Raw genomic sequence first — 9,042 nt, forward strand, 5'->3', positions numbered from 1 at the left:
CAAGCGCGAACAGACCCTGCAGGACGTGCCGATCTCGGTGTCGGTGACCGGGGCCCTGGCCGTCGAACGCGCCCAGGTGCGCGACCTGATCGACCTGCAATCGCTGGTGCCGTCGCTGAAGGTGTCGCAGTTCAACGCCGTCGGCCAGACCAACTTCGTCATCCGCGGCTTCGGCAACGGCAACGGCAATGACGGCATCGAAAGCTCGGTCGGCGTGTTCATCGACGGCGTCTATCGCTCGCGCTCGTCGTCGGCCCTGGACGACCTGCCCGAGATCGAGCGCATCGAGGTGCTGCGCGGCCCGCAATCGACCCTGTTCGGCAAGAACGTCTCGGCCGGCGCGATCAGCATCGTCACCAAGAAGCCGCAGTTCGCTTTCGGTGGTAAGGCCGAGCTCAACCTGGGCAATTTCGGCCTGCAGCAGTTCAAGGGCACGGTGACCGGTCCGGTCAGCGACACCCTGGCCCTGCGGCTTTCCGGCGGGATCAACAAGCGCGACGGCTTCGCCACCAATGTCGTGACAGGAAACGAAGTCAACAATCGCGACCGCTGGTCGGTGCGCGCCGACGCCCTGTGGCAACCGACCGACGCCACCTCGGTGCGGGTCATCGCCGACTACAACAAGATCAGCGAAATCTGCTGCACCGTCGTGTCGCTGCTGAACGGCCCCGCGACCCAGTTCCTCGGCGCTCCCGCGCCCTATGGCCTCGGCCGTCCAGTCGGCAATCCCGCCGCCAAGTTCGACCGCGAGATCACCTTCAACACCGATCCGGCCAACACCCTGAAGGGTCAGGGCCTGTCGGCCCAGATCGACCACGATCTCGGCTTCGCGGCCCTGACCTCGATCACGGCCTATCGCAAACAGACCAGCGAGTCGTTCCAGGACATCGACTTCACCGGCGCCGACATCGCTAACAACGACCTGGGCAACGACATCAAGACCTTCACCCAGGAAGTGCGTCTGGCGTCCAAGGGTTCGGGTCCGTTCAGCTGGCTCGTCGGCGGTTTCTACCAGAACGAGAAGCTGTCGACCGGCCGGACGATCAGCTACGGATCCGATATCCGGGCGTTCGGCGACGGCCTCAGCGGCCCGGTCCCGGCCGCTCTGCTCGGCGCCCTGCCGCCGTCCCTGCGCCCCGCCCTGACCGGGCGGTCCAATCTGTATGCGCTGGAGTTCCTGCAGAGCCTGGTCACCCCGTCGATCGTACCGGGCAAGACCTATTTCGCGGAAGGCAAGGCCATCGACGACTACTATTCGATGGATCAGACCTCGTTCTCGCTGTTCAGCCAGGCCGACTATCAGGTCACCGATCGCCTGACGATCACCGGCGGCCTCGCCTATCTGAGCGACAAGAAAGAGGCCAAGTCCGACGTCGTGCTGTATGACAAGTTCTCGGCCCTGAACCTGCAAGCCGTGCCGCAGTTTCCGTTGCTGGGTCTGCCGGGCAACCTGTACGGCGCCCTGGGCGCCCTGCAGTTCTATTACGGCAACACCGCCAACCACGCCCCGATCAACTATCCCAACGCGACCGAGTCCGGCGAACTCAGCGACCACAAGCTCACCTATGCGGTGCGCGCGGCCTATGATTTCGGCGCGATCAACGCCTATGTCAGCTATTCGACGGGCTGGAAGGCCGGCGCGTTCAACCTGTCCTCGGACAGCCGCCCGCCGAACGCCAATGGCGTGGGCCGCACCGCCGCGCCCGAGGACGTCAGCGTCTACGAGGCCGGCCTGAAGGCCAACTTCCCCGGCGGCTACTTCAACCTCGCGGTCTTCGACCAGGCCATCAAGGGCTTCCAGTCCAACGCCTTCACCGGCCTGGGCTACAGCCTGGTCAATGCCGGCGAGGAGTCGGTGCGCGGCTTCGAGATCGACAGCGCCTATCGTCCGACCTCGTGGCTGTCCCTGACGGCGGCGGCCACCTATCTGGACCCTACCTACGACTCCTTCACCGGCGCGGCCTGCGTCAACTATGACACCGTGCGTTGCCCGGTGAACGTGCTGACCGGCACCCGTCCCAACTTCCGCGACCTGACCGGCGACAAGCCGGCCGCGATCCCGGAATGGAGCCTGTCGACCTCGGCCACGTTCACCCATGACTTCAGCAGCGGCTACAAGGGCTACCTGCGCGTCGAGTACGACTACACCAGCGAGACGCAGCTGACCGAAAACCACCCCGCCCGAACTGTCGACCTGGGGTCAGAACAACATCAACGCCAGCCTGGGTCTGACCCATGTCGAGCACCAGCTCGAGGTGGTCCTGTGGGCCCGCAACCTGACCGACGACGAAAGCCTGATCGCCACCTTCCCGACGGTCGCCCAGGACGGCAGCTATAGCGGCTATCCGACAGCGCCGCGCACCTACGGCGTGACCCTGCGCAAATCGTTCTAGACTTCCTCGACCTGAGGGCTACCCGGCCGATGCGCCGGGTAGCCCGCTTTTCCGGTCCGCACGACGTGTCACCGTTCCGTGCGCCGCTCGCCCTGTCGCCTTCGTGAACCGGGCGGCGCGTGCTAGACAGCGGACATGACCGAACCGACCGAAACGGGCGCCACGCCCGACACCGCCCCCGACATCGATGAGACCCCCATCCAGCGCGCCCTGCGCCTGAAGAAGGCCGTGCTCGACGCCAAGCCCAAGCCGCCGCGCGGCGGCAAGTTCCAGCGCGAGCAGGCGGCCGGCGTCGCCGCCGGCAAGTCGCGGCCGTGGATGAAGAAATAGGCCGATGATCCGGGTCCTTGGCCGCACGTCATCGATGAATGTGCGCAAGGTCCTGTGGACCCTGGACGAGCTGGGCCTGGCCCATGAGCGCGAGGACTGGGGCGCCGGCTTCGCCTCGACCCGCGACCCGGCCTTCCTGGCGCTGAACCCCAATGGACTGGTTCCGGTGCTGATCGACGCCGCCGGCCCCCTGTGGGAAAGCAACACCATCTGCCGCTACCTGGCCGGCCGACAGGGCGACGCCAGCCTGCTGCCGCTCGAACCCCGGGCCCGGGCCGGGGTCGAACAGTGGATGGACTGGCAGGTGACCGAGCTGAACAGCGCCTGGCGCTACGCCTTCCAGGCCCTGTCACGGCGCGCGCCCGGCTACGACGACCCGGGCCTGACCCAGGACAGCGTCGCGGCCTGGAACGCCGCCATGAGCCTGCTTGACGCGCGCCTGGCCCTGACCGCGGCCTTCGTGGCCGGAGAGACCTTCACCCTGGCCGACATCTGCCTGGGCTTGGCGACCCACCGCTGGCTGCGCACCCCGATGGCGCGCCCGACCCTGCCGGCGGTCGAAACCTATTATGCCCGCCTGCGGACCCGACCCGCCTTTGCATCGCACGCGCTGGACGCCGTGGCCTGAGGGCCGCTGGTCTCCATCCTGACGCCGCGCCGTGGCCTTGGGCCTTGAAGTCGCCATCGGGCCTGCGCACTCTGGCCGCCATGCGCATCGCCCTGATCTCTTTCTTCAGCCTCCTGGGGGCCCTGCCGGCCCAGGCCCATGGACAGGGAGTGGCGCAGCGCGCCCCCGAGGCGAGCAACGAGGTCTCGCCGGTTACGGTGACGCCCCGCACCGAGCCGCCCCGGCTGGCCAGCACCTATCCGGCGGCCGGACAGGCCGTGGCCCCGGGGATCCTGGTGATCAAGATGGCATTCGACCAGCCGATGTCGCCCACCGGCTTCAACTTCGCGCCCGGAACCGGCGGCGAGGCGCCCGAGTGCCTGCCGACGCCGCGCCTACTGGATGATCGCAAGAGCTTCGTGCTGCTGTGCCGCGTCCGGCCCGGCAAGGCCTATGCCCTGGCCCTCAACGCCGCCCCGGCCGGCGGTTTCGCCAACCTCGCCGACCATCGGGCCAGCGCCGCCGATCTCAGCTTCACGGTCGCGGCCGGTGAGCCGATCACCACCCTGCGCCGCGCCATGACGGCGGCCGGCCTGCGGGATGTCGACGCCCCCATCGAGGAAGCGCCGCGCCCCTAGCCCTGCTCCCGTCGCCCTAGCCGGCGGCCGCCAGCTGCGCCTCGACCTGGCCCAGGCGCTCCTTGCCGAAGAACATCTCGTCGCCGACGAACAGGGTAGGCACGCCAAAGGCGCCCCGGGCCACGGCGGCTTCGGTATTGGCCATCAGGGCGGCCTTGACCTCCGGGTCGCCGGTGGCCGCCAGCAGGCCCGCTCCGTCCAGGCCGGCCGCCTCGGCGACGGCCACGAACACCGCCGGATCGTCCAGCTTCAGTCCCTGCTCCCACAGGCCCGCCAGCATGGCTTCCAGATAGGCCGGCCCCACCCCGGCCCGCTCGGCGGCGACCAGGCCGCGCATCAGGATCAGGGTGTTGACCGGGAAGTGGGGATTGAAGCGGAAGGCGCTCAGCCCATGGGCCTGGATGAACCGCCGGGTCTCCAGCATCTCGTAGTCCATCTTGCCCTTGATCCCGCCGAACGCGACCATCGGCGCCTGATTGCCGGTCAGCTTGAAGATGCCGCCCAGCAGGCAGGGGATCACCCGTACGGTCGCGCCCTGCCGCGCGGCGATGTCGGGCAGCAGCTTCCAGACCAGATAGGCGTTGGGGCTGCCGAAATCGAAGATGAAGTCGACGGTCTTTTCAGCGGTCATGTCAGGGCTCCTCACCAGATCTCGGAATGGGGACGCAGGTCGATCTCGTGCGTCCAGGCCGAACGCGGCTGGTCGTGCAGCCAGACATAGTTGGCGGCGATGTCGTCGGGCTTGAGGATCTCGTCGCGGTCCAGCAGGCCCTGGACGTCCTGGCGCATCGATCGGGTGAAGACCCCGTCGATCGCCCCGTCGACCACCACATGGGCCACATGCACGCCCTTGGGGCCCATCTCGCGCGCCAGGCTCTGGGCCAGGGCCCGCAGGCCGGCCTTGGCCGAGGCGAAGGCCGAGAAGCCCTCCTTGCCGCGCAAGCTGGCGCTGGCCCCGGTGAACAGGATCGTGCCGCGTCCGCGCGGCCCCATCACCCGGGCGGCCTCGCGCCCGGTCAGGAAGCCGGCGAAACAGGCCATCTCCCAGACCTTGGAGAACACCTGGGCCGTGGTCTCGACAATGCCGAAGCGCACATTGGCCCCGATGTTGAACACCACCACCTCCAGCGGCCCGACCTCGGCCTCGATCTGGTCGAACAGGGCGATCATCTCGGCCTCCTGGCGGGCGTCGACGCCATAGGCGCGGGCCTGGCCGCCGGCCTCGCGCAGGGTCTGGGCGAAGGCCTCCAGCTGGTCCAGATGGCGCGGCCGGCGGGTCATGCACACCGTGTAGCCCTCGGCGGCGAAGGCCCGGGCGATCGCCCCGCCCACCCCGTCTCCGACGCCGACCACCAGGCAGGCGCCCTTGCTCGCGGTTTGGCTGGCCATGTTTGCGTATCCTCGATCCCGGTGCGGCAAGTTCGTATTGAATGTACTGAGTCAAGGGCATGATGCCTTGGGACGCAAACGAGGGCCGGCGATGAAGTGGGACGACCTGGCGCAGCAGCCCTGCTCGATCGCCCGCACCCTGGCGGTGATCGGCGATCGCTGGACCCTGATGATCCTGCGCGACTGCTTTCTGGGCGTGCGGCGGTTCGAGGCCTTCCAGACGCGCCTGAACATTTCCCGCACCATCGTCACCGACCGCCTGCGGGTGCTGGTCGAGGAAGGCGTGCTGCGGCGCGAAGCCTATCAGGACAATCCGCTACGCCACGAATACCGCCTGACCGCCAAGGGTCTGGAGCTGCATCCGGTGATCCTGGCCATCGCCCGGTTCGGCGATGACCACTATGCCGGGCCGGACGGTCCGCCGGTGATCCGTCGCCACAAGGGCTGCGGCTGCGATTTCCAGCCGGTCCAGACCTGCTCGGAATGCGGCGAGGTCGTCACGGCGCGCGATGTCGAGGCCCGGGCGGGGGCGGGGTTCGAGGGGGTGTGATCCAAGCGTGGGGATCCATCCGGGGCGGATGGGGAGGCCGGCAAGGAGGCGCGCGTGGGGTCAGTAGCCAATGTTTCACCAACCCCCAAACGCGTGTCATCCCGGCCGTAGCGAAGCGAAGCGCCGGGACCCAGGGGCCACCGCGTTGCGCCGGCCCCGTTCACCGGCCGCGTAGGCAACCTCAGATACCAAGTTTGGCGGCGACGGGAGTCAGCAGTTCAGCGTCTCGTATAGATCCAGCCATTGGGGGTTTTCCGCCTCGATCAGCTGGATTTTCCACGCCCGTCGCCATCGCTTAAGCGTTTTCTCGCGACGGATCGCATAATCGACGTCTTGGAAACTCTCATAATAGACCAGCTTGGTGACGCGGTATTTCCGGGTGAAGCCGCTGGGCGAACCTTCGCGATGCTCCCAGATCCGTCGCGACAGATCGTTGGTCACGCCGACATAGAGCGTCCCGTTGCGTTGACTGGCGAGGATGTAGATAAAGTATTCCCTGGACATGAATGCAACTATTGAGCGCAGATTGCCCGGTGTCACGTGGGCGCCTGGGCGCCTGGCCACAGCCGTCCCGAAGCCAGGAGCCGGCGCATAGCGGCGGCCCCTGGGTCCCGGCGCTCCGCTTCGCTGCGGCCGGGATGACAAGCGTTTGGTGGGTATGGGGTAGCTGAGCCCGGCTCGGAGCAACAGCGCCCCAAGGGAGGGCCCCTGCCGCCGCCACCCCCACACAGCAAAAACCCCGCGCCTTGCGAGCGCGGGGTTTTCGAAAGCTCTGACCGGCAAACCGGCCCTAGCTGATCTTTTCGACCTGGCTGTATTCCAGCTCGACCGGGGTGGCGCGGCCGAAGATCGAGACGGTGACGCGCAGGCGGGCCCGCTCCTCGTCGACCTGCTCGACCGAGCCGTTGAAGCTGGCGAACGGGCCGTCGGTGACGCGGACGTTCTCGCCGATCTCGAACAGCACGACGGTCTTGGGACGCTCGACGCCCTCTTCGATCGTGCCGATGATGCGCTGGACTTCTTTTTCCGAAACCGGCTGCGGCTTGGACGCGCTGCCCAGGAAGCCGGTGACCTTCGGGGTGTTCTTGATCAGGTGATAGGCTTCGTCCGAGAGGTTCATCTTCACCAGCACATAGCCGGGGAAGAACTTGCGCTCGGCGTCGACCTTGCGGCCGCGACGGATCTCGACGACGTTTTCGGTCGGGACGAGGATCTCGGAGAAGCTGTCCTCCAGGCCGTGGCTCTTGGCCTGTTCACGGATGCTCTCGGCCACCTTCTTCTCGAAATTCGAGTAGGCGTGGACGATGTACCACTTGTGGTTCGGGTTGGACGCGGTTTCGGTGCTCATCGTCTCTATCTTATCCCCGCGCGAAGGTCAGGAGCGCGTTGGCGCCCAGGCCCAGCAACCAGTCGACGCCAAAGAAGAAGCCCGAGGCGGCCACGACCATGATGAACACCATCACCGACGTGATCCAGGTTTCCTTGCGGGTGGTCCAGGTGATCTTGCGCGCCTCGGCCCGCACTTCACGAAGGAACAGTAGCGGATTGAACGGCTTTTTCGGCGCGGCCGGAGCCTTGGCCGCAGCAGCCTGACCCGCAGGCGCGAGCGCCGCGGCCGTCTTGGCGGCGCGGCTCTTGATCGCTGACGGGCTGGATCCGGGTTTCCTGGCCATGCTCTTTAAGGCTCGCGACTTTCGACAGGTCAGCCCGAAAGCCGGGCGGACCATTTCCATATAGTGGCAGGAGTGGAGGGACTCGAACCCACGACCCTCGGTTTTGGAGACCGATGCTCTACCAGCTGAGCTACACTCCTGCAGATCTCCGATCCTTCAGGGAAGGATCGCAGCCTCCGGACAGTGAACAGCGCGCCGGTAGGCCTTGTCGGCCCGCCAGCGCGTTTGGTCTCACCGCCAGAGCCGCGTCGTTTAGCAGGGTCGTTTGACGCGGGCAAGCGGGCGCCCCGGCTCGTCGGCGATAAAGCCGCCGACAAGGACGATGGATCGCCTCCCGGGGCCCGTGCGTTGCCCTTCCGAAGGGCTCGCGCCCGGCGCCCCCAACCCAGGAGAGTCCAGCATGGCGATATCCGAAAGCCGCCCCTCCAACCCCGAGGTCGAGAACGAGAACCTGCGCGTGCCGGCCGGCGACGGCGGCAAGGCGCCGCGCCCGGCGACCGAGCCGCCGGGCGAAGAGTCCAGCGTCAGGACGCCCAAGACCCAGACCGATCCGGGCTCGGGCGAGCCTGATCAGGCCGCTTGGGCCTATTGGGCCTTTGACTCGCTCGCGGCGCCCGGGGCCGGAGACGGCGAGCACTGCAGGGTGAGATAGGACCACTTCACGTCCGTCAGCTGACGGCCGCACTCGGTATTGACCCCAGGTCACGTCCACGCAGCGACACCGCGACCCCCTTGGTGGGATCGGGCGCCGGGCTGGCGCTGGAGACGTCGTAATAGCCGCCCCCCGGGCCGCGCACGACGAGGCATGAGGTGGTTTCAACCGGCCGCACGCAGCCCGTCGCCGTCACCGATTTTCCTTCAAGAACAACCTGCTGGGCCTGAACGGTCTTGGTTTTCGCACCACCGTCACATCCAGCCAAACCAAACGCTAACAGACTGGTCGCCGCGGCGGCCATCATGAACCTTACCCGCATCCGTTCCTCCGTATCGTTGGCTTCGCGAACGAAGCAATCGGAAGAGTGCGCCCGGTTCCGGGGCGGCAATCTTATTTTCGACACAGTTGAAAAAAGCCTCTGCCCGCTTTTGACCGTCTGGCGAAATATTTTCTCCAGCGCCTTCAGATCACAAAAGTTGACATCGGCCATCGTCTTCTCACATGAGACGCTCTGTCGCCTCAGGGCGTGGCGACGCCTTTGAAATCCGCGCCCCGGCGCGCTCAGGGACTTGCAGATCCTCAGATGACGGCCACCGCGACCACCCCCACCCCGCCGCCGCCCCGCCCAGGGAAGCCGCCCAGACGACCGAGACCGTGCTGTGGGTCAAGCACTGGACCGACCGCCTGTTCAGTCTTCGCCATCACCCGGCCGGCCAGCTTCCGCTTCCGCTCCGGCGAATTCGTGATGATCGGCCTGCCGCGCGCGAGGACCTGGGCGAGAAGAAGCCGATCCTGCGCGCCTATTCG

At 67.0% G+C, this 9,042-nt stretch carries 11 protein-coding genes, 1 tRNA gene and 2 pseudogenes; 7 read left to right on the forward strand and 7 right to left on the reverse strand.

What is annotated here, in order from left to right; all coding sequences use genetic code 11:
- The 4 genes and pseudogenes from CSW58_RS09275 to CSW58_RS09290 form a co-directional block, all read left to right on the forward strand.
- Positions 1-2,393 (forward strand): annotated as a pseudogene (locus tag CSW58_RS09275) (TonB-dependent receptor); the annotation flags it as partial.
- Between the two features lie 135 nt (positions 2,394-2,528).
- Positions 2,529-2,723, forward strand: coding sequence for a hypothetical protein (locus CSW58_RS09280; protein WP_099447086.1), 195 nt, complete (start codon positions 2,529-2,531; stop codon positions 2,721-2,723).
- A 4-nt stretch (positions 2,724-2,727) separates the two neighbouring features.
- Positions 2,728-3,351 (forward strand): glutathione S-transferase family protein, encoded by a 624-nt coding sequence (locus tag CSW58_RS09285; RefSeq protein WP_099447087.1) that lies wholly within the window; start codon positions 2,728-2,730, stop codon positions 3,349-3,351.
- A gap of 80 nt (positions 3,352-3,431) precedes the next feature.
- The gene (locus tag CSW58_RS09290; RefSeq protein ID WP_099447095.1) at positions 3,432-3,968 is read left to right on the forward strand and encodes a hypothetical protein; all 537 of its coding nucleotides are present in this window, start codon (positions 3,432-3,434) and stop codon (positions 3,966-3,968) included.
- A gap of 16 nt (positions 3,969-3,984) precedes the next feature.
- On the opposite strand, the gene CSW58_RS09295 is transcribed toward CSW58_RS09290, so the two are convergent.
- Together CSW58_RS09295 and CSW58_RS09300 are read right to left on the reverse strand one after the other, a co-directional pair.
- On the reverse strand, positions 3,985-4,614 hold the full coding sequence (locus CSW58_RS09295; RefSeq protein ID WP_201721627.1) for a 2-hydroxychromene-2-carboxylate isomerase: 630 nt from the start codon (positions 4,612-4,614) through the stop codon (positions 3,985-3,987).
- A complete protein-coding gene (locus tag CSW58_RS09300; protein ID WP_099447089.1) occupies positions 4,611-5,357 on the reverse strand; it encodes an SDR family NAD(P)-dependent oxidoreductase in 747 nt (248 codons plus the stop codon). Before CSW58_RS09300 ends, CSW58_RS09295 begins: the two co-directional genes overlap by 4 nt.
- 91 nt (positions 5,358-5,448) lie before the next feature.
- On the opposite strand from CSW58_RS09300, the gene CSW58_RS09305 reads away from it, so the two are divergent.
- Positions 5,449-5,907, forward strand: coding sequence for a helix-turn-helix domain-containing protein (locus CSW58_RS09305; RefSeq protein ID WP_099447090.1), 459 nt, complete (start codon positions 5,449-5,451; stop codon positions 5,905-5,907).
- Positions 5,908-6,117: 210 nt separating this feature from the next.
- On the opposite strand, the gene CSW58_RS09310 is transcribed toward CSW58_RS09305, so the two are convergent.
- From CSW58_RS09310 to CSW58_RS09325, 4 genes are all read right to left on the reverse strand, one after another.
- On the reverse strand, positions 6,118-6,411 hold the full coding sequence (locus CSW58_RS09310; protein WP_099447091.1) for a GIY-YIG nuclease family protein: 294 nt from the start codon (positions 6,409-6,411) through the stop codon (positions 6,118-6,120).
- A 286-nt stretch (positions 6,412-6,697) separates the two neighbouring features.
- The gene (nusG, locus tag CSW58_RS09315) at positions 6,698-7,255 is read right to left on the reverse strand and encodes a transcription termination/antitermination protein NusG (RefSeq protein WP_099447092.1); all 558 of its coding nucleotides are present in this window, start codon (positions 7,253-7,255) and stop codon (positions 6,698-6,700) included.
- Between the two features lie 10 nt (positions 7,256-7,265).
- A complete protein-coding gene (secE, locus tag CSW58_RS09320) occupies positions 7,266-7,580 on the reverse strand; it encodes a preprotein translocase subunit SecE (RefSeq protein ID WP_161494594.1) in 315 nt (104 codons plus the stop codon).
- Between the two features lie 64 nt (positions 7,581-7,644).
- Positions 7,645-7,720: transfer RNA gene (locus tag CSW58_RS09325), tRNA-Trp, on the reverse strand.
- 260 nt (positions 7,721-7,980) lie between these two features.
- On the opposite strand from CSW58_RS09325, the gene CSW58_RS09330 reads away from it, so the two are divergent.
- The gene (locus CSW58_RS09330; protein ID WP_099447094.1) at positions 7,981-8,232 is read left to right on the forward strand and encodes a hypothetical protein; all 252 of its coding nucleotides are present in this window, start codon (positions 7,981-7,983) and stop codon (positions 8,230-8,232) included.
- 16 nt (positions 8,233-8,248) lie between these two features.
- On the opposite strand, the gene CSW58_RS15220 is transcribed toward CSW58_RS09330, so the two are convergent.
- A complete protein-coding gene (locus CSW58_RS15220) occupies positions 8,249-8,725 on the reverse strand; it encodes a hypothetical protein (protein ID WP_236627750.1) in 477 nt (158 codons plus the stop codon).
- Positions 8,726-8,889: 164 nt separating this feature from the next.
- Between CSW58_RS15220 and CSW58_RS09340 the strand changes: the two are divergent.
- A pseudogene (locus CSW58_RS09340) lies at positions 8,890-9,042 on the forward strand (ferredoxin--NADP reductase); the annotation flags it as partial.

It is taken from the genome of Caulobacter sp. B11, assembly GCF_002737765.1.
Classification (GTDB): Bacteria; Pseudomonadota; Alphaproteobacteria; order Caulobacterales; family Caulobacteraceae; genus Caulobacter.